Here is a 23,266-nt window from a genome sequence, read left to right as displayed (position 1 = left end):
CGGTTTTATCGTGCTGACTTTAGTGCAACTTTCTGAGCACTTGGGAGGCGAATGGCAGGGAAACCCTCACATTCAACTCACAGGCGTTGCCTCGCTTTCTCAAGCCACATCCGAGGATGTGGCTTATTATGATAATCCTGTGTTTTACCCTCTTTTGCAGTCGACGAAGGCGGGTGCGGTTATCGTTACCCCTCATCAAATGTCAGTATGCCCCCGCAATGCTATTGCTGTTTCTAATCCTTTTCTGGCCATGGCTGCAGCAGCAGAACTCTTACTGGCTTCTCCCTCGCATTTTACCGGTATTCATCCAAGCGCCAAAATTGCCGAGTCAGCAATTTTAGGTAAAAATATTGCTATAGCGGCCAATTCAGTGATTGAGCATAACGTGCAATTGGGCGATAATGTCAGGATTGCTTCCAATACCGTTATTGAAGCTAATGTTTGTATTGGTCAGGGATGCCAAATAGAGAGTGGTGTTTTTGTTCGTCGAGGAACTCGCATCGGCCAAAATGTCCGAATTGACTCTGGCACGGTTATTGGTGCCGTACCTTTCAATTTTTCCAAACAACAAGGAGTGTGGAAGGCTGGACCTGCCGTTGGAGGGGTCGTTATTGCAAACTCGGTAAAGATTGGCGCCAATACAGTGATCGACAGAGGTTCTCTGGGGGATACTTATCTGGCCGAAGGTGTATGTGTGGATAATCTTGTTCAGATCGCCCATGATGTGCTGATTGGTGCTAACACGGCAATCGCAGGATGTGCAGCGATTGGGGCTCACACTCAAATCGGTTCGGATTGTATCATTGGCGGAGCCAGTTCTATAGCAGCCTATATCAGGCTTGCTGACAATGTTGTCATCAGTGGTATGTCAACGGTTGCTAAAACACTACACAAATCGGGCGTATATACATCAGGAACTCTGATAAGTGAGCATCGGCACTGGCGAAGAAATGCAGCAAGATTTCGTCGCCTGGATGATTATATTGAACGGCTGAAAGCCTTGGAAAAAGATAAGATGAGAAAAAAATGAATGAACCAGTAGATATTATTAAAATTCTTGATTTGATACCGCATCGTTATCCATTTATTCTGGTGGACAGGGTTCTCGATTATCAAGAGCTCAATTATTTAAAAGCCATTAAAAATGTGACGATCAACGAACCTTTTTTTGAAGGTCATTTTCCAGGTAATCCTATCATGCCCGGAGTACTGATGTTAGAAGCGCTGGCTCAGGCTTCAGCTATTTTATTCAGTCTATCTCATACAGCAAAAGAGGGGTATGAATTTCTACATTTCTTTGCCGGCATTGATAATGCCAAATTTAAACAAATAGTGACACCCGGTGATCAGTTGCGTTTAGAAGTGCAATTAGTGGGTCAGAAAAGGGATTTCTGGCGAATGCACGGGGAGGCTTATGTGGGTGATAGACTGGCCTGTTCAGCTGACTTGTTAAGCGCAACAAAGGAAATTAAAAGTGATAAGTAAAAACGCAATCATTCATCCTTCAGCCAAACTTGCCAAAGACGTAATAGTAGGTGCCGGAACCGTTATTGGGGCTGACGTGGAAATCGGCGAAGGCACCTGGATTGGTCCTCATGTGGTGATTGAAGGACCCACTGTCATTGGTAAGAATAATAAGATCTTTCAGTTTGCCTCCATTGGTGATGAGCCGCAGGATATCACTTATCAAGGGGAACCTACCCGCCTTGAGATTGGAAATAACAATGTCATTCGCGAATATTGCATGATTAGTCGTGGCACGGTGAAAGGCGGAGGCGTTACAAAAATTGGAAATCATAATTTTTTAATGGCTTATTCTCATATCGGACATGATTGTATGGTAGGAAATCATATCATCATGGTGAACTACGCGGCTTTATCAGGTCATGTAATTTTGCATGATTATGCCATTATTGGTGCTTATGCGGCTGTTCATCAATTCTGCCATGTTGGCGCTTATGCTTTTATTGCCCGTGCAACCTATGTCACTAAGGATGTTTTACCTTATGTCATGATTGCAGGGCATACGACATCGGCTTGTGGAATTAATACCGTAGGTCTTAGACGTCGGGGATTTTCCTCTTCTGTGATTGATCAACTGAGAAGAGCTTATAAAATCATTTTTCGCAAGGGCTTAACGGTGCAACAGGCCATTATGGAACTGGAGCTTATGCAGCAGGAGTGTCCTGAAATTGTGCCTATGATTGATGTATTAAATCAATCTACACGCGGCATAGTGAGGTGAATATATGCTCACGCCCTATGGTGCTGTAGCATTAGGAGGCGCGCTCGGTGCAATTTGTCGGTACGTAACGAAAACAGGGGCGCAGACATTTTGGGGAATCTATTTTCCCTACGGGACGCTTATTGTCAATAGCCTCGGATCTTTTATTGGCGGGCTCTTACTTGCAGTGCTTTCTGACCGCTGGAGTGGTACAGAGGGCGCGCGTTTGTTCATTTTTTCCGGTTTTCTTGGTGCATACACGACGTTTTCCAGTTTTGCCATGGAGTCATTGTTGATGTTTGAAAAACATCAATGGTTTAAACTGTGCATGAATGTTCTTGCGAACAATGTCGGAGCGCTGTTTATGGTGTATTTAGGATGGCAGTTGGGCAAATACATACGATAAATAGAATAAATCATTGCAAAAGGTAGATTATGCTAAACAGTCAATTAATGCGAGATGAACCTCACTGGGTTGCCGCTCAATTACTGAAACGAGGATTTAAGTTTGATGTACAATCCTTCCAGAAGCTTGAGGAAAAACGCAAAACTCTGCAAGTCGCAACGCAGGCATTGCAGAATGAACGTAATCAACGTTCAAAAGCCATAGGTCAGGCAAAAGCTCGAGGTGAGGACATCTCTTCCATGCGAGAAGAAGTTAGTCGGATTGGCGATGAACTGGAACAAAAAAAATTAGAGTTGGATGACATTCTTCATCGGCTTGATGACCTCCTGTTGAGCCTGCCTAATATTCCACATGAATCTGTGCCTGTAGGACAAGATGAGAATGGCAATCAAGAGATTCGCCGTTGGGGAGATATCCCTCATTTTGATTTTTCCCCTAAACCTCATGATGAGTTGGGAGAAAAGCTTGGACAGATGGACTTTGCATTAGCCGCTAAAATCACCGGTAGCCGTTTTGTGGTGATGAAGGCTGAGTTGGCAAGGCTGCATCGTGCTCTAATCCAGTTTATGTTGGATATCCATGTGGCGGAACATGGATATCAGGAAATCTATGTGCCTTATATTGTCAACGCTGAGAGTTTACTGGGAACAGGGCAATTACCCAAGTTTGAAGAGGATTTGTTTAAGCTTACGGGCGAGCATGGCTATTATCTGACATCTACCTCAGAGATTCCAGTCACCAATACAGTCCGTGACACAATACTTTCACCCGATGTTCTCCCTTTGCGCCATGTATGTCATTCTCCCTGTTTTCGCAGCGAAGCAGGTTCTTATGGAAAAGATACTAAGGGCATGATTCGCCAGCATCAATTTGAGAAAGTCGAACTGGTATGGATAAGCAAACCTGAATCTTCTTATGAGGCATTGGAACAGCTGACGCATCATGCTGAAATCATCTTGCAACGGCTAGAGTTGCCTTATCGCGTCGTGGCACTTTGCACTGGAGATTTAGGTGCGGGCTCAGCCAAAACCTATGATCTGGAAGTCTGGCTGCCCAGCCAGAACACGTATCGCGAAATTTCCTCCTGCTCAAACATGGAAGCTTTTCAGGCTCGCCGTATGAAAGCAAGATTCCGCAACCCCGAGACTCAGGAAATTGAACTGGTCCACACTTTGAACGGTTCTGGCCTGGCTGTAGGACGCACCTTTGTGGCAATCATGGAAAATTATCAGGATAAGGAAGGCAATATCCGTATTCCCAATGCTCTGCGTCCGTATTTATCTGGGCTGGATATAATTCGGATCTAAAGGTTACGCGGGGCTTTACATGGTCGGAGTGACAGGAATTGAACCTGCGACCCCTGCCTCCCGAAGGCAGTGCTCTACCAGGCTGAGCTACACTCCGATAGTGATCTGTAAGTGCTCAGCCCTGCTCGATAAACGGCAATTTTGGTCCATTTTGAAGAAAATTTAACTAAAAAGTGCTTGCATAGGTCAATCTCGATTTTGTGAATTTTTTCCGCTTACGAATCACCGCAGCACCCGTCTATTTATCAAAATACAGTGTTTTCTAAGTCTTTGATAAATAATAAGATTGGCCTTTTTTATGGACCTCGTGGTCAAACCACAGGGATTCGTAAATTTTTCACAAAGTTGTGCGGTCACTATGCTGCGCTTTTTTAGCGAAATTTTCTCGCAACTTGAACTCAAATCTGTCCGTTTTTGCTATCGTTAACATAGGGTTGAGCTACTAGTGATCTTTAATAAAAATCACAAATTTTTTAGCCTTCACGCACTTATAAGTAATATTAAATAATATAATTTTGCGTTGACGTATTATAACATAGCATTATGGTTAATGCTTGCGATCAATGGCAAAATTTGCTAAATCAATCAGAGCCGTTTTATACAGAGATTCAGGAAGAACAGCTAAAGCCGTCAAGGCTTTATCTATCTCTTCTCTGGCACATTGATAGGTAAATTCTATGGCTTTGGTTTCTTTAATGGCCTGATGTATTTCTGGCAGGTATTTCAGGCTTCCTTCTCGCAGACTTTCTTTAATATGTTCCTGCTGTCTGGGCGTTCCATTTTTCAGTGCATGAAGCAATGGAAGAGTGGCTTTGCCATCGGCCAGGTCATCACCAATATTTTTACCGATGGTTTCAGCATCAGAACAATAATCAAGGGCATCATCAACGAGTTGGAATGCATTACCTAGGTGTAATCCATAGGAATAGAGACTGTCGATGGTTTCCTGATTTTTATGGGTCAAATGAGCTCCAATGCAGGCTGCAGCGGCAAACAAGAGTGCCGTTTTTGCTTTTATCACATCCAGGTATTCGTCAAGGCTTAAAGATGAATTGTGGCGGTTTGCCAGTTGCTTTACTTCGCCACAACTGATTTGATGTGAGGTGTCTGCAAGCAGTTTCAATATCTCGCTTTTACCCACTTCCACCATCAACTGGACCGATTGCGTAAATAAATAATCACCGACAAGAATACTTGCTTTAGAGCCCCATATGCTGTTTGCCGTTTGCCGTCCACGTCGCAAGGTTGACTCATCAATGACATCATCGTGCAAAAGAGTGGCTGTGTGGAAAAATTCAACCATCGCTGCCAGGGTAATATGATCCTTTCCCCGATAATTACAGGCATGACTAGACAGTAAAACCAGAAGTGGGCGCAGTCTTTTTCCTCCGCTTTGAACAATGTAATGAGACAAATCGTCTATTAAGCCGACTTGGGATTGAATATGGTGGATAATGAGTGCGTTCACAGCATCAAAATCTTCGCTGACCAAGGATTTAATTCGGTCAATTGTCATTGCATGCTCCCTGGATTTGAAATTACAGCATGCTAAGATGCAGCGCTTTGAAAGTCAAGTCTGAAGAATTCAGGCTCAGCTCCCCTCCCTCAAACGATCAATGTTTCACAGATTCATCTTTTTTACTTTTTATACTTTTTCAAGTTAAGCTAACGACATGTGTATTGAGGAGCTTTATGGCATCAAGGTTTTATACGTTAAAACGAAAATGCATAACATCTCCATCCGCCACTACATATTCTTTTCCTTCCAGACGTAACTTTCCGGCTTCTTTTGCTCCTTGTTCTCCTTTATAACGGATGAAATCCTCATAGGAAATCACTTCAGCGCGAATGAAGCCTTTCTCAAAATCGGTGTGGATGACGGAAGCTGCTTGCGGAGCGGTTGCTCCTTTTGGAATCGTCCAGGCACGAACCTCTTTTACCCCGGCAGTGAAATACGTCTGTAAACCTAACAGTTCATAACCTGCGCGAATCACTCGATGCAAGCCAGGTTCTTTCAACCCCAGCTCGGCCATAAATTCCTGACGCTCCTCCTCATCAAGTTCAATTAACTCCGACTCAGTGGCGGCACATAAGGCAACCACACTCGCCTGTTCATCTTTTGCCAGTTGAGTGACTTGCTCGAGATAGGGGTTATTTTGGTAACCATTATCATCGACATTGGCAATATAAAGCACAGGTTTCGCCGTAAGCAGGAAGAGGCGGCGAATCAATGCATTTTCTTCAGGCGTCAGCGTTAAGCTGCGAACCGATCTGCCTTCATTCAGATGATTTTGTACCTTCTCCAGAGTTTGCTTTTCAAACAGGGCTTCCTTATTACCGCTTTTGCTTTGTTTACCGGCCTTAAGGATGGCTTTTTCAAGGGTTTCCATATCAGCAAGGGCAAGTTCAGTGTTAATGACTTCAATATCAGATAAAGGGGCCACCTTGCCTTCCACATGGACAATATCAGCATGTTCAAAACAACGCACCACGTGGGCAATAGCATCCGTTTCACGGATGTTAGCCAAAAACTGATTTCCCAGACCTTCACCGCTTGCTGCCCCTTTGACCAGTCCAGCTATATCTACAAATTGCATCGTGGCGGGTACGGTTTGTTGGGGTTTTACAATTTCGCTCAGTTGGTCTAGTCGCGGATCGGGAACAGTGACAATACCCACGTTAGGTTCAATGGTACAAAAAGGATAATTTGCTGCATCAATGCCTGCCTTTGTCAGTGCATTGAATAAAGTTGATTTGCCGACATTGGGTAAGCCAACGATTCCACATTTAAACCCCATATAATTAACCTCTAATGAAACGGTGTTGGTTTGAAAACCTAACTGTTAAGCTGATTCATTGCTTCAGCCATATCTCCACCAATGGCTGTTGGCATTACAGCAAGGCCGCGATCAATGGCATCGACGATAAGTTGCCTGTCATGAACGGAAGGTTTACTGAGCACATAGCTATGGACCAAGTCCTTATGGCCAGGATGTCCAATGCCTATTCTCAAACGATGAAAATCATTACTGCCCAATTTATTAATAATATCTCGCAAACCATTGTGTCCGCCGTGACCGCCCCCAGTTTTAAGTTTAATACGTCCTGCGGGTAAATCCAGCTCATCATGGGCTACTAGAATTTCATGTTCTTTGATCTGATAAAAATGACTCAGAGCCTGCACTGGCTGCCCACTGTGATTCATAAAACCCAGGGGAATGACGAGTTTACAGGATGTGTGATTAAGGTTTAATTCAGTCAATTTACAATGAAATTTTTTTTCGGCTTTAAATTGAAGGCCATTATGCTGCGCAAGAGCTGCAACAAACCATCCTCCAGCATTATGACGGGTATGTTCGTAGGCTGAGCCTGGATTCTGTAATCCGATGATCAATTTGATGGCAGGCATATTCATTTACTGGTTTTATGAGTCAGCAGGAAAGAGAAGTAATCCCTCTCCTGCTCCTATGACTATGGTTTGTACCGATGTCCCTGTTTATTATTCAGCACTTTCTTCAGCTTGTTTATCACTGGCGATGCTCTCTTTTGCAGCGGCTTCCACTTTCTCTTCTTCAGCAGCGGCTTGCTCTTCTTCTATTTCTTCCATAGAGGCTTTAGGCATATGGATACTGGCTACTGGCAGATCATGACTATGGTCACTCACATCAACGGTTAGCTCTACTCCTTTAGGCAACTTAAGATCTGAAAGATGAACCACATCATCAATGGCAACGTTTGCCATATCAACTTCAATGTATTCCGGTAGATATCTTGCCTGGCAACGAACTTCTACTTGAGTCATGGAGTGAGTGAGAATGCCTCCTGCCTTAACGCCTTTTGCTGACTCCTCATTAATAAAATGCAGAGGAACCATTTTTTCAAGGACATATTTTGCTGAGACACGTTGCAAATCCATGTGAAGAATGACGGGCTTGTAGGGATGTCGTTGAAGATCTTTCAAAATCACCTGCTCCGCTTTGCCATCCACTTTCAAGTCAAATACACTGGAATAAATACTTTCGGTCTCCAATGCCTTTAAAACTTTTTTATGCGTTAAATGAATAGCGACAGGCTTTTTATCTCCGCCATATAAAATACCAGGGATTTTATCTTCAAGACGACGCAGGCGGCGGCTCGCACCTTTCCCCATGTCGGTTCTTGTTTCTGCTTCTAATGTAATGGTTGACATATAAAACTCCAAAAAAATTAAGTATAAGGATATGTAAAATACCGGCAGCAACTTTTTTCACCTTATCCTATATGTATACCAAACATGATATCAATTGAAATTATGAGGTATAAAAAAAAACCATCACGCTTCCGGCTTGCGATCATGCTTGGTTTAGCTCGCGACCAAGCTAAAAATATCTCCACTAAAATGGTGAAGGGCGGCAAATTATACAATATTTTAAAATCAACTTGAAGTCATCGCGGTAATTTCATAAAATATGCCACTTTGTTAAATTCATGAAGCCATACGGCAAGCTGGAGAAGAGTTATGTATGCGGTAATTAAAACCGGCGGTAAGCAATACCGCGTAAAAGAGGGTGATGTGCTAAAATTAGAATCATTACCTGCCGAAATTGGCAGTGAGGTGAGTTTTCCTGAAATTCTGATGCTGGCTGATGGCGATAAAATATCCTGCGGCTCCCCTTTTGTAGCAAAAGCTACGGTGAAGGCAGAGGTTCTTGAACAGGGTCGTCATAAAAAAATAAAAATCATTAAATTCCGTCGTCGAAAGCACCATATGAAACAGATGGGTCACCGACAAAATTATACAAAGGTAAAAATTACCTCAATCAGTCAATAAGAGGACATAGCAATGGCTCATAAGAAAGCAGGCGGCAGCACGCGCAATGGTCGTGATTCAAATCCAAAGTATCTCGGCGTGAAACGATTCGGTGGCCAATTTGTCAATGCCGGTGAAATACTGGTCAGACAACGTGGTACACGTTTTCATGCAGGCAAAGGTGTGGGTTGTGGGCGTGATCATACTTTATATGCCTTGAAAGATGGTTTAGTTCAATTCGTCGTAAAAGGTGAAAAGAATCGTAAATATGTGAGTATCCTTGCAGATAAGGAAGAAACGGCTGCAAATTAGAATTAGATCCTTCTTAGATACATCCCGGAGCTATCCTGGACAAAAAATGGTGCTCTTGGTTACACTATGTTTTTATCAAGAGTACCATCAGTCCTCAGCCCTGTTCGGGAAACGACCATATTTGTTCCATCCTGCGAGAAAACTTCACTGTTCACATAGGTAACTATGCTGTGCTTTTTTAGCAACGTTTTCTCTTAACCTAAACTCAAATCTGGCCGTTTGTGATGCCGTTAACTTAGGGGGTTGGGCTAATACAGGATACCAGTAACCCATGTGGTGCAGTACAGTTTTGTTACCGATTCGAGTATATTTGCCGTTTCAAAACTCAGTTTACGTGGGATAAATGAGCACTTGAAATTGCAAAATATGTCCATAGATGTAAACGAAGCTCTGTAACATGAGTTCCCCTTCTAAATATTTAGGTTGCCCATGAAATTTGTAGACGAAGCCCTCATTAAAGTAGAAGCCGGACATGGTGGCTATGGCTGTTTAAGCTTTAGGCGAGAAAAATACATTCCCCGTGGTGGACCGGATGGCGGTGATGGTGGCGATGGAGGAAGTATCTATTTTGTGGCCAGTCATGACTTGAATACATTGGTGGATTTCCGTTATCAGCGTCATTTTAAGGCAGAAAACGGTCAACCTGGAATGGGGAGTAACCGTACCGGTAAAAAAGGCGACGATTTATACATCAAAGTTCCTGTTGGCACCATGGTTTTCGATGCGGACAGTGGCGAGCTGCTGGCAGATATCCACAAGCCTGAACAGCCTGTGCTGATTGCCAAAGGCGGCTTTCATGGCCTGGGAAATACTCGTTTTAAAAGCAGCGTTAATCGAGCGCCGAGACAAACCACTCCAGGTACGCCTGGTGAGAGCAGGCATCTGCGACTTGAATTGCGTGTTCTGGCAGACGTTGGTTTATTAGGCCTGCCGAATGCCGGTAAGTCCACGCTTATACGCGCTGTTTCCAGCGCCAAGCCGAAAGTGGCTGACTATCCCTTTACCACATTACATCCGAATTTAGGCGTAGTACGTGTTTCATCACATAAAAGCTTTGTGATGGCTGATATTCCAGGATTAATAGAGGGGGCGGCCAGCGGAGCAGGATTGGGGCATCATTTTTTAAAACATCTATCGCGAACGTGCATTTTATTACATGTCATTGATATCGCACCGATTGACGGTAGTGACCCTGTTGAAGCGGCAAAATCCATCATTAACGAACTGTCTGAATACAGTACTGATTTGCTGCAAAAGCCCCGTTGGTTGGTATTAAATAAAATTGATACAATAACCGATGAAAAAAACCGTCAAGACCTCGTCAAGAGTATCATTGAGCGTTTGCACTGGAAAGACCGGGTTTTTGAAATTTCGGCCATCAACGGCGAAGGCACTCAAAAGCTTTGTTATTCACTGATGCAATTTATCGATGAGATGAGAGAGGCGAAAGCATAACCATTCTGTGCTATATGGTATAACCAGCGGGCTACGGTAAGGAATCTGATGCATCTCCACCCCTGCATCTTCCTTCGTTTGATAGTGAATAAACATCTTGCTTTTACCTCCGTAGGCTTGCTCTTGCCAGTATTCCCCAAGACCGGTTAGATGAAAACGGAAGTCTGGAGAGTCGTTGTCTTCATAAAACTGAACATAAGAGTAACTCGCTGGCCGCTGGATCAATGTTTGTAAATGTCCTCCTGTGACCTCGTCGATAATAGCCACTTGAATTTTTTCTTTGACCAGTTTTTCATAGAGGATTTCAGAGGCTTTTTTATCTGGTGGAGAAATAAGATAAGGATGCAATAAAGGTTCTATGCGCTTTTTTACCGTGTGAATGAGTTCTTTTTTGCAGCGTACCTTAAATTCAATATATGGAACGTCAAGGCGATAACCGGTCTGGCAGTCAAGATCAATTAGCGTATTGTCCAGTTTTTCAGCAATTTCACTTTCGGGTAAGCCAAAAATGAGCCATTTGCTGATTTCTTTTAAACTTTTTTGCCTTTCCTGTAACAGGGGAAGGATGTAATGATTAAACATGGGTGAGCATTCGCGCGGAGGGCCTGGCAGAAGAATGAATAACTTATGGTTCCAATGACCATAACAGCCCATGGCTGTTCCCAGCGGATTAGGAAGCAATTGGGCATCATGAGGAAAAAGGGCTTGTTGACGATTTCCTGGAGTCAGAGGAATATCACCACGTTGCAATATTTTTTGCACATGTTCGATGGCCTTATGATGCTCTATTAAAGGTTGTCGGATGGCTTTTGCGAGAGCAAAACGAGTGCGGTCATCGGATGTTGGGCCTAACCCTCCTGTTATGATGATAATATTATGTTCCTGTTGTAAATAGTTCAGGCAATTTATAAGATCCTCTTCTTTATCACCGCAGGAAAGGTGCATCCCTAGCGAAAAACCTTCTGAGCTTAAGGCACGGGCAATGTAATGGCTGTTGGTATTTAAAGTATCACCGTGAACAATTTCGTCGCCGGTGGCTAATAAGGCAATGCTCATGGTGTAGGTTCCAAGGCAATTCTTCGTGTTTTTTCAATGTGTGCCTGATTGGGATTGAAAAGGATACCCCATAAGGCTACAGGTTTATTTTGACCCATTAAATAGCGCCCATCAACCAAATGCAAAGGATTTTTTTGGGCAACGATCAAATAACCGTCAGTGAACCAGTTAAAAATATTAAAATCGCGTAAAAGTGTCGGTGAATTTTTAACAAATGAAGGTAAGTTTTGACGATGAAAGGCAGAAAATTTACCGATTCTGTGGATACGTACACTTTGGAACAGCGGTGTATGAATTTTTACAAAAACAAAATTATCTTCCCCGGTTTGATAAAGCCCATGCCAGCGTGTTGAACTTGCCAAGGTTGGAAAAGCGCGTGCTTTTCGGATATTGGAGTTTTCTTTTTCGCTCTTTCGATAGATGGCATGAAGGGCACGCTGATGCTGAATCGTATTGAAAGCGATAAAGAGAGCAGCAAGAATCAATCCGATAAGAACACCTCTTCGCTGATTAAAAATAAGTGTCCAGCTTAAGCCAATGGCAAGAGGAAAGGTAAAAAAAGGATCCACGATAGATACAATATCCAGACTAAGGCGTTGATGGGAAAAGGGCCAGAAAAACACCGTGCCGTAACTCGTTAAGATATCCAGGGGGGCATGGGTTATATAACCAATGAAACTGGCCATGAAAATCAATCGCCAGTTCGAACGAAACGGTTTGAATAACCATAAAATGGCGGCAACAATAAAGGCACCTATTGGTATAAAACATAGGGCATGAGAAAATTGTCGGTGATAAATTAAGAACAATAAGGGATCCGTTTTGCTTTGTATCAGGATATCAAGATCCGGTGCCATGGCTGAAAGCCCACCTACAATCCATGCCCGCTTTTTATCGTAAGAAAACAATACGGCTTCGGATGTGGCGGCTCCAAGAATTCCCTGGGTAATGGGATCCATCTTATGCTCGATGCAGAGTCATTTGTGGGAAAGGAATATCGATGTTTGCTTTATCAAATTCCATTTTAATGTTTTCCTTCAATTCATTTTTAACAGTGGAATTATCGGTTGTTTTCGTCCAGCACATCAGTTTCAATTCAATGGCCGAATCGGCAAAATTATTGATGATAACCTGCGGTTCAGGTTGGGCAAGAACTTTTTCATGGACACCGGCCAATTTAATAAGCAGATTTTTTGCCAGATTGATATCTGTGTCATAAGAAACGCCAATAAGTATATCGGCACGTCGTGTAGGCAGCCTGCTGAAATTGGTGATAGCGGATTTGATCAAGGTTTCATTGGGAAGTCGAATCAGTGTATTATCGGCAGTTCTGATTTTTGTGGACAGGAGATCAATGGAGTCTATGTTTCCTGTCATGTTGTTGACTTCAATGAGATCGCCGACCTGAAAAGGGTGCTCAATCAGTAAAAAAATTCCGCTGATGAGATTGGAGGCTGCTGTTTGAGAAGCAAAACCAATAGCTACGGTAAATATACCTGCTGCCCCAAGCAGTACGCCCAATTGAAAGCCAATTTGATGTAAGGCGGATACCAGAAAAAGAATGAATAAGCCATAAAAAATAACACGTCTTAGGAGCATTGCCTGGTGACGGGAAAGCCGTTTAAGCATGGAATTTTCAGAGAGAATGCTCAACCATTTAGCGAATAAAAAGCCTGCAAGAACAAGAAAAAGAGCATAAACGATTTGTATCCAGGTAATGTCCTTCATCATTTCCATAACTCTGTCTCCTTTAAAGATTTACAGCCCTCATTCCACACATGTCGTGATTTTGTTTGATTTTTTAGCTAAAAAATTTGGTGCGGAATCTCAGTTTCAGTCAATTTTACCTGGTGTTTTTCTTTGCCTGGAAAAGGGTAATTGCTTAAAAAATGCTGCAAATCTTCAGGTGTACCAAGCCCCCACATTTTATCCACGGCATAGGCTTTAAACTTCATGCCGTCAGCAACGGCTTCATTATAAACAGGAGCAACATAAAACTCATTATTGACCCGAATATTCTTGGAAATCATTTGTTTGGCGTAATGGACATAGTCCTTACCATGAGACCAATAATAAATCCCTACTGTGGCTTGATTGGAAATGACTTCTTTTTCTCTGAGTATTGTTACATTACCGTGTTCATCCAGTCGAACATAACTCCATTTTGGATGAGTGTTTTCAAAAGTAAGGATGCCGCCATCGACATTAGGCGCATTCATAGCATGAAAAAATGCACCACTTTCCCACTCGACAAACTGATCGGAGTTGGCAATGAGCAGAGGGGCTTCTGTATTGATATATGATTCAGCAAGTAGAGTGCTGCAGCAGGCTCCTTCCGTTACACCTTCAGTAATGATAATTTTACAGCCTGGGGCAATAATTTTCAGCATGGATTCAAGATTATAAGTTTCATAATGATCCCGCCTGACAATAAAAATAAATTGGGCCTGAACATTAAGATTCTCCACCACCAGTTGCACCATGGGTTTTTCACCGATGCTAATCAAGGGCTTAGGGAAAGTGAACCCAGCATTGACAAAACGGCTGCCAGCTCCAGACATGGGAATTAAGACATTAAGGCTGTCATCATGCCATTTCAGTGATTTTATTTGTCGGTTCATCTCTGAGTATATCTTGTCGATACATACTTCTGCAGGGCTTTTGACCGCACAGAGGTTGGCTCCTGATGAAAGGGCGGCGGTGCGGCCCACATAGGAATCCTCAACGATTAAGGTTTCTTTAGGAAGAACTTTTTCCTTAATCATTGCTGTCCAGTACATCTCTGGATGAGGTTTTGCGGAGGCTACATCTTCATTTGAGAGAAAGTAGTCAACATAAGGCATCAGTTCCATCTTCAGTAAAATAAGCTTGATGGTTTCTCTAATGGAGTTGGAACAGACGTAGATTTTCAAACCGTCGGCTTTAAGTTGTTTGAATAAGGCTGTGATTTGTGGATCGGGTTTAAGCAGTTCGTCAATCACCTGAAAGGTGAATTTTTGTTTTTTTTGCCAGATTTTTTCATGTAAGGCTGTATCCAGCCCCCGCTCCTTCGTTAACATTTGCAGTTTACGTTTTGTGCTTAAGCCATCGTATATTTGCAAATGCTCTCTTTTACTGATAACAAAACGCTCATCAATGTCCGCCAAGGCACGGTTAAGAGCGACATAATGATGCTCCCGCGAATCCACCAGTACGCCATCCAAGTCAAACAACACCAGTTTTATACTCATTCACTGACTCCTGTAGATATAGCCTTGGTAACGCATGTTACGCAGCTTCTAAAAAATACTGCGCTGCGTATCATGAGTTGGTAAAAAAAATGGATTATAACAAGATAAAATAGCCAGCGAAAAGAAAAGAATCCACAGTCCTCATCTTTTACGGTTTTTCATACAATATTTTATTAAGGCTGGATTAGAGCGATAGATGATGTATCTTGAAAGAAAACATTCCTGTATCGAAGGTTTAGCCATATAAAAGATGCTTCTATGCTTTTATATAGAACTCGTGTTATTTATATAATTAAATATCAGTACATGCATTAAGTCGGGGAGGATTTATGGAGTTTGTCAGTCGATATGTAGCGCATCGTCCCGATGAGCAGGGTTTTGTTCGGTACTCAAAACAGGAAAACCGGGTTTGGCAAATTTTGTTTAACCGACAGATGGAATTGCTGGAAGGAAGAGCGTGTAAGGAATATATGCAAGGTCTTAAGACGCTGGAATTGTCAGCGGAGCACATTCCGCAACTTCCTGAGGTGTCCAAACGGTTGAATGCAATGACGGGTTGGAAGGTTGAGCCGGTAGAAGCTTTGATCTCGGCGCGTGCGTTTTTTGAATTATTGGCAAAAAGAAGTTTTCCTGCGGCGACCTTCATTCGCAGTGAAGAAGAGCTGGATTATGTGAAAGAACCAGATATATTTCATGAAATTTTTGGCCATTGTCCAATGTTAACGGATCCGGTTTTCGCTGATTTTGTTCATAATTATGCAATGAAAGTGTTGGGCTTTTCCGAAAAAGATTGGCCATTGCTGCAGCGGCTGTTCTGGTTTACGGTAGAATTTGGTTTAATCAAAACATCCAATGGACTGCGGGCCTATGGCGGAGGGATTTTATCTTCTATCAGCGAGACGGTATATAGTGTGGAAAGCGAAATACCTTTGAGGGCGTTGTTTGAGCCGGTGGCTGTTTTTCGTATGCCTTATCGGATAGATAGGCTTCAACCTGTTTATTTTGTGATTGATGATTATCAAGCGCTTTACGATTTTGTATTGTCTGATATTGCTTCCTTGATGGAGCGAGCAAGAGAGTTGGGAGAGTTTCCTCCTTTTTTTCCTGTGGACCCGGATAATCCTAACATTCATATTCGAGCTTGTTAAACAGAGTCTTATACCTTGTGCACTACATTGCTAATCAAGGTAAATCTGCTATTTTTATAGTGAATAGAGTTGAAAAATATCGAAAATCATTTTGCAGAAGGCATATTGTAAAGCTTTGTGACTCCTGCTAACATCATTCAACTTTATTTGTTCATTGACTTTGTTGTCAAGGAGCATGATTTGATTAAAGTGTTAATTGTTGATGACCATGCTCTGGTTCGGATGGGTATTCGGCGATTATTGGAAGATTTACCTGATGTTGAGGTCGTAGCCGATGCTGAAAGCGGCGAGCAGGCCTTGTTGTTGGTTAAAAAACATTCGCTGCGCGCCATGGAAGGCTGAAAGCCGAGGCGCGTAGTCCGCGATAGGCTGCGATTTTTTTAAACAGCCCGAAGGGATGTTAAAAAAATCTTTCTGCAGCCGTTAAGTCATTGGTGAAGGCGTACGCTTTGCTCGTTCAGAGCAAACGTGCCGTAAACAGGACGCTCGCGGCCCAAACACTTCGCGCGTTGGCGAGTCGATTTTGGGGACTTGGATGTCCCAAAATCTTTCATGAGGTAGCGCGACTCTTGTTCCGGATGTGCTTCTTCTCGACATGAAAATGCCTGGTATTGATGGTTGGGAAGTGACGCGGCGCTTAAAAAAAACCAATCCTGCCATAAAAGTTATCGCAGTAACGGCGATGAGTACCGAACCTTTGCCTGCCAGAATTTTACAACTTGGAGCCATGGGATATTTGACAAAAGAGTCTGGGGCAGAGGAAATGGCTTCTGCCATTCGTACGGTCGCCAAAGGCAAAAAATACCTCAGTGCTGAGATTGCCCAGAGAATGGCGATAAACAGCCTTCAAGAGCGGGGTTCTCCTTTTGATCGTTTGTCTGAACGAGAAATGCAAGTCATGCTCATGATAACAAGCGGCATGAATGTCCAGGAGATTGCTGAACGTTTGTTTTTAAGCTCTAAAACCATTAATGGTTACCGATATCGCATGTTTGATAAACTGGAAATCACTAATGATGTGGAACTGACTTATTTGGCGATGAAACATCGCATCATTGAACAACCGATTGATTTTCAGGACGAAAACTGAGTGCTGTGAGCGCATTCTCATTTGTTTTGTTCTCACTGCTAGAGTGCTATATGATTTAAATGGGTACTGCCTGAAGGGTTTGGTTTAAATTTAAACAATCTTCCTCTATATCGAATTCCCGCGTCTTGACTGCTATCAAGTAGCGGGGATTCGATCCCTAAAAAAATGGCTAAAGTCGAGTAAATGACATGGTGTTCCAACACCATTCTTTTTAATATTGAAAGATGAAAAAACAAACTGTCGATTTAAATCGATTTATCCGCGGATTAACCACAGAACCTGGCGTGTACCGGATGCTGAATGCAGAAGATGTGGTGTTGTATGTCGGTAAAGCTTCTAATCTGAAAAAACGAGTTAACAGTTATTTTACGCAAAAAAACCAATCCGCTAAAACTCGCTCCCTAATGAAACAAGTAATGCGTATTGAAGTTTCTGTGACTCGCAGTGAAACGGAAGCTTTATTGCTGGAAAGCAGTCTTATTAAACATTTGCGGCCCAAATATAATGTGCTTTTGCGTGATGACAAATCTTATCCCTATATCCGGGTAACGGATCATCCTGAATTTCCTCGCATGGAGATTTTCAGGTCGAAAAAAAAACCCTTAAAAGGCCGGTTTTTCGGTCCCTACCCGAATGTTCTTGCGGTTCGTGATACTTTAAACACCATTCAAAAGGTGTTTAAAATTCGCAATTGCAGTGACAGTTATTTTAATGCGCGTTCCCGTCCTTGTCTGCAATATCAAATCAAGCGCTGTACGGCGCCTTGTGTGGATTTCATTTCGCCAAAGGACTACCAGCAATCCGTGAATGATGCAATACGTTTTTTACAAGGAAAATCCCAACTGATCATTCATGAACTTGAGCGAAGAATGGAGGAAGCCGTAAAGCAATTGGCATTTGAAGAAGCAGCGCGGTTACGTGATCAAATTAAAAGTTTACGCGCTGTGCAGGAGCAGCAGGGAGTGGTTCATGTTCGCGGCGACGCAGATGTGATAGCAATTGCTGTTCGTAACGGCCTTGCTTGTGTACAATGCGTAACCATTCGTGAAGGGCAGGTGACGGCAAGTCAATCTTTTTTTCCCAAGCTTCCCAAAACCATGGGCGAGGCTCAGATGGATGAGGAAGAAAATGACTTGTGGCAACAAACTTGTGCTGCTTTTATCGGATTTTATTATCTTCATATGCCTGAGCGAATTCCTGCAACGATCATTACTCAACGGAAAGTATCGGATCAAAAAGCGCTGGAAGCAGCTCTTAGCAGTCAGAGAGGCAGTCTTTGCTCTATTCAATTTCGTCCACGTGGCGTGAAAAAAAGATGGTTGGATTTCGCTGAGGATAATTTACGTCTCGCTTTCTCCGAACATCTCTCCTCCTCTTCATCTCTTGAATCACGTTATCGGGAACTTGAGCAGTTATTAAATCTTTCACGCCCGATAACATGGATGGAGTGTTTTGATATCAGTCATACTTCAGGTAAGGCTACGGTGGCTTCCTGTGTTGTGTTTGACCGACATGGGCCGGCAAGAAGCCGATACAGACGATTTAACATTAGCGGAATAACGGCAGGCGACGATTATGCAGCCATGGAACAGGCTATCCACCGTCGTTTTAAACGATTGTTGTCAGAGCAGTCTTTACCTGATGTGTTAATTATTGATGGTGGTAAAGGACAAGTGGAAGTGGCTCATCGGGTTTTGAACGGTTTAGGGATTCATGAAGTTAAAATTATAGGTATCGCTAAGGGCCCATCGCGTAAGGCAGGTTGGGAACGTTTAATCCTTCTCGATGAGGATAAAGAAAAGGTTTTGGCAGAGGATTCTTCAGCCCTACATTTATTGCAATATATTCGCGATGAAGCGCATCGTTTCGCCATTACCGCACATCGTAAAAAAAGATTAAAGACAGGATTTGAATCCTCTCTGGAATCCATTGAAGGTGTCGGCGCCAGGAGGAGACAAGCCTTGCTGCACCGCTTTGGCGGAATTAAAGAATTGTCCAGAGCGCCGCTCGAGGAAATTGAAAAAGTGGATGGGATCAGCAAGGTTTTGGCTGAAAAAATTTATAGGCATTTTCACAGCTTTTAAATATCTTCAGGAGGATTTCTTCTTATCATCTCTAAGGCTTGCCTCTTAATATTCATATATGATTCTTCAGCTGAATCGCGAACATTTTCAGAAGTAATACATGTTGTGTAAATAGTGTATGCCAAAAGGCTTTCCAGGACATTCAAAATATCGAGGGCTTTTTGCTTATCATCATAATCGGGATCTTCTTTTCCTATATTTTCAATGGTATCGGAAAGCGATTCAAAAAGTTGATCAGCATAACTTATATCTTTAGTCATATTTTCATCCTAACGTTAATCATTTAGTTTTAAATTTAAGCACAGATAGAAGATATTTGCATACTTTTACTAAATAAGTACGGTTTGTCCATAATCATTGATTCTTTCAGGATTATGATGTTTTTGATCATTTTGAGCGAATAAACCGATTCTGGACAAGTTATTTGCTTGTTCAAATAATTCTTTTTCTTCCAGGTTGCGTTCAAGCGAATGAGTGGCTTGACCCAAATTTTCTCCAGCACGATACATCGCTCTACTGAAAGTTTCTAAAGACTCGCGGGCGTGATAGCCTAGCCAGCCTGCGGTACGATAAATGGCACGCCCTGCAGTAGAGAGCGCTTCCCCTGCATGACGGGCTGTATAGCTAATGGTTCTGGCCAGAGGACGACTTATCGTCTGCAAGGTCTCAAGGCAATGATGCCCAATCCAGGTTGTCGTCCGGTAAAAGGCTCGAGCTGTGGTTTGTATAGCTTCTTTAGCATGATGCGCCAAAAAGCCACATGCTCTGGAAATCGGTCTGGCAATGGTTTCAAGGCATTCGCGTAATTGATAGCCTAGCCAGCCTGCGGTACGATAAATGGCACGCCCTGCAGTAGAGAGGGCTTCCCCCGCATGACGGGCTGTATAACTAATAGCTCTGGCCAGAGGACGGCCTATCGTCTGCAAGGTTTCAAGGCAATGACGGCCAGTCCAGGTTGTCGCCCGGTAAAAGGCTCGAGCTGTGGTCTGTATAGCTTCTTTAGCATGATGGGCCAAAAAGCCACATGCTCTGGAAACGGGTCTTGCAATGGTTTCAAGACATTCGCCTAATTGATAGCCTAGCCAGCCTGCTGTACGATAAACGCCACGTCCTGCAGTAGAGAGCGCTTCCCCCGCATGACGGGCTGTATAACTAATGCCTCTGGCCAGAGGACGACTTATCGTCTGCAAGGTCTCAAGGCAATGACGGCCAGTCCAGGTTGTCGCCCGGTAAAAGGCTCGAGCTGTGGTTTGTATAGCTTCTTTAGCATGATGGGCCAAAAAGCTGCATGCTCTGGAAATGGGTCTGGCAACGGTTTCAAGACATTCGCCTAATTGATAGTTTAGCCAGCCTGCTGCACGATAAATGGCACGCCCTGCAGTAGAGAAGGCTTCTCCTGCATGCCGGACTGTATAACTAATAGCTCTGGCCAGAGGACGACCTATCGTCTGCAAGATCTCAAGGCAATGACGGCCAGTCCAGGTTGTCGCCCGGTAAAAGCCACGAGCTGTGGTCTGCATAGCTTCTTTAGCATGATGGGCCAAAAAGCCACATGCTCTGGAAATGGGTCTGGCAACGGTTTCAAGACATTCGCGTAATTGATAGCCTAGCCAGCCTGCTGCACGATAAATGGCACGCCCTGCAGTAGAGAAGGCTTCTCCTACATGCCGGACTGTATAACTAATGGCTCTGGCCAGAGGACGACCTATCGTCTGTAAGATCTCAAGACAATGGCGACCAGTCCAGGTTGTCGCCCGGTAAAAGCCACGAGCTGTGGTCTGTATAGCTTCTTTAGCATGATGCGCCAAAAAGCCACATGCTCTGGAAATGGGTCTGGCAATGGTTTCAAGACATTCGCGTAATTGATAACCTAGCCAGCCTGCTGCACGATAAATGACACGCCCTGCAGTAGAGAGCGCTTCTCCTACATGACGGGCTGTGTAGCTAATGGCTCTGGCCAGAGGACGACCTATCGTCTGTAAGATCTCAAGGCAATGACGGCCAGTCCAGGTTGTCGCCCGGTAAAAGGCTCGGACAATAGTCTGCAAAGCTTCCTTAGCATGATGGGCCAAAAAACCACATGCTCTAAAAATGGGTCTTGCAATGGTTTCCATACATTCCTGGGCTTGTCGTTTCAGCCATCCACATGAGCGATAGGTAAATCTTGCGACGGTGGAAATACCCTCGCTAGTATGTATCGCACCATTTTGCAGGAACCGGTAAGTTTTTGTGAAACCTCTTCCTATCCATAAAATTGCTCTATATATCCTTGAAGAACGTGCGCGTTCGAGGTTTCTAGTGAAGGCTTTGTCTTCAGTTTCTCTTTCCTCTCTAAGCATCCTCCAGCGTTGGGCATAATATTCTTTTCTGGAGTCATCCTCTTTTTGATGCATTTGAGTTCGGTTTTGCCAGTATTTTATCCGTTCAAGTCGCCTGGTTTCATTTTCCTGTTTGTGCCTGATTTGTCTGTTTTGCCAAAACTGCTGGCGCTGTTGAACTCGGTCTTTATCTTCTTTGGCATGGCGTTCTTGTCTGTTTTGCCAATACTCCTGTCGCTCCTGAATGCGAGTTTGGTCTTCTTGAATGTGGCGCTGGGTACGATCCTTCCAATATTGATGGCGTGCATCTTTTCTGTCTTTATCTTCCTGAAGGTGGCGATCTGTACGCTGCTCTCTGAACTGGCGGCGATTGCCCTGCCTTTGTTTATCTTCCTTTTCGTGCCTGGCTTGTCTGTTTTGCCAAAACTGCTGACGCTGTTGAGTTCTGTCTTTATCTTCTTTGCTATGGCGCTCTTGTCTGTTTTGCCAATACTCCTGTCGCTCCTGAATGCGAGCCTGGTCTTCTTGAATGTGGCGCTGGGCACGATCGTCCCAATATTGACGGCGTGCATTTATTCTGACTTCATCTTCCTGAAGGTGACGATCTGTACGTTGCTCTCTGAACTGACGGCGATTGTCCTGCCTTTGTTTATCTTCTTTTTCGTGCCTGGCTTGTCTGTCATGCCAAAACTGCCGGCGCTGTTGAGTTCTGTCTCCATCTTCTTTGGCATGGCGCTTTTGTCTGTTTTTCCAATACTCGCGTCGCTCATTAATGCGATCCTGATCTTCTTGGCCATGGAGGTGGGCACGATCCTTCCAATATTGATGGCGTGCATCTTTTCTGTCTTCATCTTCCTTAAAGTGGCGATCTGTACGTTGCTCTCTGAACTGGCGGCGATTGTCCTGCCTCTGTTCATCTTCCTCTTTGTGCCTGGCTTGTCTGTTTTGCCAAAACTGTTGGCGCTGTTGAGTTCTGTCTTTATCTTCTTTGCTATGGCGCTCTTGTCTGTTTTGCCAATACTCCTGTCGCTCCTGAATGCGAGCCTGGTCTTCTTGAATGTGGCGCTGGGCACGATCGTCCCAATATTGACGGCGTGCATTTATTCTGACTTCATCTTCCTGAAGGTGACGATCTGTACGTTGCTCTCTGAACTGACGGCGATTGTCCTGCCTCTGTTCATCTTCTTTTTCGTGCCTGGCTTGTCTGTCATGCCAAAACTGTTGGCGCTGTTGAGTTCTGTCTCCATCTTCTTTGGCATGGCGCTTTTGTCTGTTTTTCCAATACTCGCGTCGCTCCTGAATGCGATCCTGGTCTTCTTGAATGTGGCGCTGGGCACGATCGTCCCAATATTGACGGCGTGCATTTATTCTGACTTCATCTTCCTTAAAGTGGCGATCTGTACGCTGCTCTCTGAACTGGCGGCGATTGTCCTGCCTCTGTTCATCTTCCTTTTCGTGCCTGGCTTGTCTGTTTTGCCAAAACTGTTGGCGCTGTTGAGTTCTGTCTCCATCTTCTTTGGCATGGCGCTTTTGTCTGTTTTTCCAATACTCGCGTCGCTCCTGAATGCGATCCTGGTCTTCTTGAATGTGGCGCTGGGCACGATCGTCCCAATATTGACGGCGTGCATCTTTTCTGTCTTTATCTTCCTGAAGGTGACGATCTGTACGTTGCTCTCTGAACTGGCGGCGATTTTCTTCTTTTTCTTGATTTTCTTTTTCCCGGCGTTCATAAATTTCAATATCCCTGGCAAGGATGCCATATTCTTGACGTTCCTGGGCCCCTAATGCATTGAAACGTTCTTTAATAGTTACAATATTTCTTGTTCTTCCAAGCATCTTAGTTTGCA

21 protein-coding genes, 1 tRNA gene and 1 pseudogene are annotated in these 23,266 nt (G+C 43.7%); 12 read left to right on the top strand and 11 right to left on the bottom strand.

All coding sequences use genetic code 11. The features are described from left to right. Window positions 1-10 precede the first annotated feature (10 nt). From lpxD to serS, 5 genes are read left to right on the top strand one after another with little or no spacing between them, the layout of a single operon-like run. Window positions 11-1,030: a UDP-3-O-(3-hydroxymyristoyl)glucosamine N-acyltransferase gene (lpxD, locus tag E4T55_RS05215; RefSeq protein WP_058502520.1), complete on the top strand. Its 1,020-nt coding sequence runs from the start codon at window positions 11-13 to the stop codon at window positions 1,028-1,030. Next, window positions 1,027-1,485, top strand: a complete 459-nt coding sequence (gene fabZ, locus E4T55_RS05210) for a 3-hydroxyacyl-ACP dehydratase FabZ (RefSeq protein WP_058502521.1) — start codon at window positions 1,027-1,029, stop codon at window positions 1,483-1,485. Before lpxD ends, fabZ begins: the two co-directional genes overlap by 4 nt. After that, window positions 1,475-2,245, top strand: a complete 771-nt coding sequence (gene lpxA, locus E4T55_RS05205; RefSeq protein WP_058502522.1) for an acyl-ACP--UDP-N-acetylglucosamine O-acyltransferase — start codon at window positions 1,475-1,477, stop codon at window positions 2,243-2,245. Before fabZ ends, lpxA begins: the two co-directional genes overlap by 11 nt. A gap of 4 nt (window positions 2,246-2,249) precedes the next feature. Then, entirely contained in the window at window positions 2,250-2,630 is a 381-nt protein-coding gene (crcB, locus tag E4T55_RS05200; protein WP_058502523.1) for a fluoride efflux transporter CrcB, read from the top strand. A gap of 29 nt (window positions 2,631-2,659) precedes the next feature. Then, window positions 2,660-3,937 carry a serine--tRNA ligase gene (serS, locus tag E4T55_RS05195; RefSeq protein ID WP_058502524.1) on the top strand — a complete coding sequence of 426 codons (1,278 nt, stop codon included), beginning with the start codon at window positions 2,660-2,662 and terminating at the stop codon, window positions 3,935-3,937. A gap of 20 nt (window positions 3,938-3,957) precedes the next feature. Here serS and E4T55_RS05190 read toward each other — a convergent pair. From E4T55_RS05190 to E4T55_RS05170, 5 genes are all read right to left on the bottom strand, one after another. After that, window positions 3,958-4,034 (bottom strand) — tRNA-Pro (locus tag E4T55_RS05190). Between the two features lie 450 nt (window positions 4,035-4,484). Next, window positions 4,485-5,453 (bottom strand): polyprenyl synthetase family protein, encoded by a 969-nt coding sequence (locus tag E4T55_RS05185; RefSeq protein ID WP_058502525.1) that lies wholly within the window; start codon window positions 5,451-5,453, stop codon window positions 4,485-4,487. A gap of 190 nt (window positions 5,454-5,643) precedes the next feature. Continuing rightward, a complete protein-coding gene (ychF, locus tag E4T55_RS05180; protein ID WP_058502526.1) occupies window positions 5,644-6,735 on the bottom strand; it encodes a redox-regulated ATPase YchF in 1,092 nt (363 codons plus the stop codon). Window positions 6,736-6,773: 38 nt separating this feature from the next. Next, window positions 6,774-7,346 (bottom strand): aminoacyl-tRNA hydrolase, encoded by a 573-nt coding sequence (pth, locus tag E4T55_RS05175; RefSeq protein ID WP_058502527.1) that lies wholly within the window; start codon window positions 7,344-7,346, stop codon window positions 6,774-6,776. Between the two features lie 90 nt (window positions 7,347-7,436). Beyond that, window positions 7,437-8,126, bottom strand: a complete 690-nt coding sequence (locus E4T55_RS05170; RefSeq protein WP_058502528.1) for a 50S ribosomal protein L25/general stress protein Ctc — start codon at window positions 8,124-8,126, stop codon at window positions 7,437-7,439. 309 nt (window positions 8,127-8,435) lie between these two features. Between E4T55_RS05170 and rplU the strand changes: the two genes are divergently transcribed. The 3 genes from rplU (at window position 8,436) to cgtA (ending at window position 10,493) form a co-directional block, all read left to right on the top strand. Beyond that, on the top strand, window positions 8,436-8,747 hold the full coding sequence (rplU, locus tag E4T55_RS05165) for a 50S ribosomal protein L21 (RefSeq protein ID WP_058502529.1): 312 nt from the start codon (window positions 8,436-8,438) through the stop codon (window positions 8,745-8,747). 12 nt (window positions 8,748-8,759) lie between these two features. Next, complete coding sequence (gene rpmA, locus E4T55_RS05160; RefSeq protein ID WP_058502530.1) at window positions 8,760-9,038, top strand: 50S ribosomal protein L27; 279 nt, start codon at window positions 8,760-8,762, stop codon at window positions 9,036-9,038. Between the two features lie 429 nt (window positions 9,039-9,467). Then, window positions 9,468-10,493, top strand: coding sequence for an Obg family GTPase CgtA (cgtA, locus tag E4T55_RS05155; protein WP_058502531.1), 1,026 nt, complete (start codon window positions 9,468-9,470; stop codon window positions 10,491-10,493). Here cgtA and E4T55_RS05150 read toward each other — a convergent pair. The 4 genes from E4T55_RS05150 to E4T55_RS05135 form a co-directional block, all read right to left on the bottom strand. Then, window positions 10,449-11,549 carry a competence/damage-inducible protein A gene (locus E4T55_RS05150; protein ID WP_058502532.1) on the bottom strand — a complete coding sequence of 367 codons (1,101 nt, stop codon included), beginning with the start codon at window positions 11,547-11,549 and terminating at the stop codon, window positions 10,449-10,451. The genes cgtA and E4T55_RS05150 overlap by 45 nt on opposite strands. Continuing rightward, complete coding sequence (locus tag E4T55_RS05145) at window positions 11,546-12,508, bottom strand: metal-dependent hydrolase (protein ID WP_058502533.1); 963 nt, start codon at window positions 12,506-12,508, stop codon at window positions 11,546-11,548. The genes E4T55_RS05150 and E4T55_RS05145 overlap by 4 nt, the downstream gene beginning before the upstream one ends. 1 nt (window position 12,509) lies before the next feature. Next, entirely contained in the window at window positions 12,510-13,286 is a 777-nt protein-coding gene (locus E4T55_RS05140; RefSeq protein ID WP_058502534.1) for a mechanosensitive ion channel family protein, read from the bottom strand. A gap of 68 nt (window positions 13,287-13,354) precedes the next feature. Next, a complete protein-coding gene (locus E4T55_RS05135; protein ID WP_082636567.1) occupies window positions 13,355-14,779 on the bottom strand; it encodes an HAD-IA family hydrolase in 1,425 nt (474 codons plus the stop codon). 329 nt (window positions 14,780-15,108) lie between these two features. On the opposite strand from E4T55_RS05135, the gene phhA reads away from it, so the two are divergent. From phhA to uvrC, 4 genes and pseudogenes are all read left to right on the top strand, one after another. After that, window positions 15,109-15,927 carry a phenylalanine 4-monooxygenase gene (gene phhA / locus E4T55_RS05130; RefSeq protein ID WP_058502535.1) on the top strand — a complete coding sequence of 273 codons (819 nt, stop codon included), beginning with the start codon at window positions 15,109-15,111 and terminating at the stop codon, window positions 15,925-15,927. A 180-nt stretch (window positions 15,928-16,107) separates the two neighbouring features. After that, window positions 16,108-16,269 carry a response regulator transcription factor gene (locus E4T55_RS05125; RefSeq protein WP_418287823.1) on the top strand — a complete coding sequence of 54 codons (162 nt, stop codon included), beginning with the start codon at window positions 16,108-16,110 and terminating at the stop codon, window positions 16,267-16,269. 232 nt (window positions 16,270-16,501) lie between these two features. Continuing rightward, window positions 16,502-17,017: pseudogene (gene letA / locus E4T55_RS05120) on the top strand (two-component system response regulator LetA); the annotation flags it as partial. A gap of 224 nt (window positions 17,018-17,241) precedes the next feature. Continuing rightward, window positions 17,242-19,101, top strand: coding sequence for an excinuclease ABC subunit UvrC (gene uvrC, locus E4T55_RS05115; protein ID WP_058502536.1), 1,860 nt, complete (start codon window positions 17,242-17,244; stop codon window positions 19,099-19,101). Here the strand turns inward: uvrC and E4T55_RS05110 are convergent. Beyond that, the gene (locus E4T55_RS05110) at window positions 19,098-19,361 is read right to left on the bottom strand and encodes a hypothetical protein (RefSeq protein WP_058502537.1); all 264 of its coding nucleotides are present in this window, start codon (window positions 19,359-19,361) and stop codon (window positions 19,098-19,100) included. The genes uvrC and E4T55_RS05110 overlap by 4 nt on opposite strands. A gap of 69 nt (window positions 19,362-19,430) precedes the next feature. Next, window positions 19,431-23,255, bottom strand: coding sequence for a hypothetical protein (locus E4T55_RS05105; protein ID WP_115325367.1), 3,825 nt, complete (start codon window positions 23,253-23,255; stop codon window positions 19,431-19,433). Window positions 23,256-23,266: the final 11 nt, after the last annotated feature.

Origin of the sequence: Legionella israelensis (assembly GCF_004571175.1) — a bacterium.
Classification (GTDB): Bacteria; Pseudomonadota; Gammaproteobacteria; order Legionellales; family Legionellaceae; genus Legionella_D; species Legionella_D israelensis.
The sequence above is the reverse complement of the archived record's forward strand: the minus strand, read 5'-3'. Positions and strand labels throughout refer to the sequence as shown.

Bases quoted from the DNA above. Each gene is read 5' to 3' on its own strand.
- E4T55_RS05145 (WP_058502533.1), bottom strand. From the start codon at position 12,508: ATGGATCCCATTACCCAGGGAATTCTTGGAGCCGCCACATCCGAAGCC.
- pth (WP_058502527.1), bottom strand. From the start codon at position 7,346: ATGCCTGCCATCAAATTGATCATCGGATTACAGAATCCAGGCTCAGCC.
- E4T55_RS05140 (WP_058502534.1), bottom strand. From the start codon at position 13,286: ATGGAAATGATGAAGGACATTACCTGGATACAAATCGTTTATGCTCTT.
- rplU (WP_058502529.1), top strand. From the start codon at position 8,436: ATGTATGCGGTAATTAAAACCGGCGGTAAGCAATACCGCGTAAAAGAG.
- rpmA (WP_058502530.1), top strand. From the start codon at position 8,760: ATGGCTCATAAGAAAGCAGGCGGCAGCACGCGCAATGGTCGTGATTCA.
- phhA (WP_058502535.1), top strand. From the start codon at position 15,109: ATGGAGTTTGTCAGTCGATATGTAGCGCATCGTCCCGATGAGCAGGGT.
- E4T55_RS05110 (WP_058502537.1), bottom strand. From the start codon at position 19,361: ATGACTAAAGATATAAGTTATGCTGATCAACTTTTTGAATCGCTTTCC.
- E4T55_RS05170 (WP_058502528.1), bottom strand. From the start codon at position 8,126: ATGTCAACCATTACATTAGAAGCAGAAACAAGAACCGACATGGGGAAA.
- uvrC (WP_058502536.1), top strand. From the start codon at position 17,242: ATGAAAAAACAAACTGTCGATTTAAATCGATTTATCCGCGGATTAACC.
- E4T55_RS05135 (WP_082636567.1), bottom strand. From the start codon at position 14,779: ATGAGTATAAAACTGGTGTTGTTTGACTTGGATGGCGTACTGGTGGAT.
- E4T55_RS05185 (WP_058502525.1), bottom strand. From the start codon at position 5,453: ATGACAATTGACCGAATTAAATCCTTGGTCAGCGAAGATTTTGATGCT.
- fabZ (WP_058502521.1), top strand. From the start codon at position 1,027: ATGAATGAACCAGTAGATATTATTAAAATTCTTGATTTGATACCGCAT.
- E4T55_RS05105 (WP_115325367.1), bottom strand. From the start codon at position 23,255: ATGCTTGGAAGAACAAGAAATATTGTAACTATTAAAGAACGTTTCAAT.
- crcB (WP_058502523.1), top strand. From the start codon at position 2,250: ATGCTCACGCCCTATGGTGCTGTAGCATTAGGAGGCGCGCTCGGTGCA.
- E4T55_RS05150 (WP_058502532.1), bottom strand. From the start codon at position 11,549: ATGAGCATTGCCTTATTAGCCACCGGCGACGAAATTGTTCACGGTGAT.
- serS (WP_058502524.1), top strand. From the start codon at position 2,660: ATGCTAAACAGTCAATTAATGCGAGATGAACCTCACTGGGTTGCCGCT.
- cgtA (WP_058502531.1), top strand. From the start codon at position 9,468: ATGAAATTTGTAGACGAAGCCCTCATTAAAGTAGAAGCCGGACATGGT.
- ychF (WP_058502526.1), bottom strand. From the start codon at position 6,735: ATGGGGTTTAAATGTGGAATCGTTGGCTTACCCAATGTCGGCAAATCA.